This window comes from Rhizobium sp. P2_G9 (assembly GCF_056403475.1).
Window position 1 is genome coordinate 1 of the sequence record NZ_JBFUFK010000137.1, and the last position, 634, is coordinate 634.

The following is a 634-nucleotide window of genomic DNA, read 5'->3' on the forward strand; positions in this document are numbered from 1 at the left end:
TCCACCAGATGCTGCTCACGCTCGAAAGCAACGGCCTGATCCGCAGGCAGCCACGCATCGCACGCAGTGTCGAACTACTCATCCACCACAACTGCCTGCCAACATTGCAGCCAAACCAAACCGTCAAATCCTCTGTGCAGAGGTACTAGYCCACTTTTCATGCGTTGGAATTCGTCTTCAGATATCGCACCGGACGTTTTCAATTGCACCAGCTTTTCAAGCTGTTCAATCTTGTTGGACCCACCGGCAGAGTTGGCAGCTACAGGCGCAACGACTGATCCATCAACCGGATCACCGAACCGATTGGGTCCGACCGTTCCTTTCGACAATGCGAAGACGATCGGTACAATGGGCACAATGATCCAGAAGCCTGAATGGTTCGTGTCGTGCATGCGGCGAACTAGAACAGCCCATGACGGGAAGAAATGGATCAGGACCACGATGGCAATAAGCGGCTGAATCTTTCCGTCCGGCGAGTCAATTGTTGCAGCACTCTTCGCCGATACGGCAGCAGCGATGATTAGAGCCCGATTCAAAAGTTCATTCGTAGATCCAATACCTTGCGATGCGCCTTGTGAGCATTCGGATTGAAGCGATTTGCGCCCATGCGGTTGAGCTTTCGATGGATTTTTCC

Annotated in this window: 1 protein-coding gene and 1 pseudogene; both read right to left on the reverse strand. The window is 52.6% G+C overall.

Annotation, left to right across the window (positions count from 1 at the left end; all coding sequences use genetic code 11):
* Positions 1 to 74: 74 nt before the first annotated feature.
* Positions 75 to 440 carry a DUF805 domain-containing protein gene (locus AC1DYF_RS40355; RefSeq protein WP_477884553.1) on the reverse strand — a complete coding sequence of 122 codons (366 nt, stop codon included), beginning with the start codon at positions 438 to 440 and terminating at the stop codon, positions 75 to 77.
* A 100-nt stretch (positions 441 to 540) separates the two neighbouring features.
* Positions 541 to 634 (reverse strand): annotated as a pseudogene (locus AC1DYF_RS40360) (IS5/IS1182 family transposase); the annotation flags it as partial.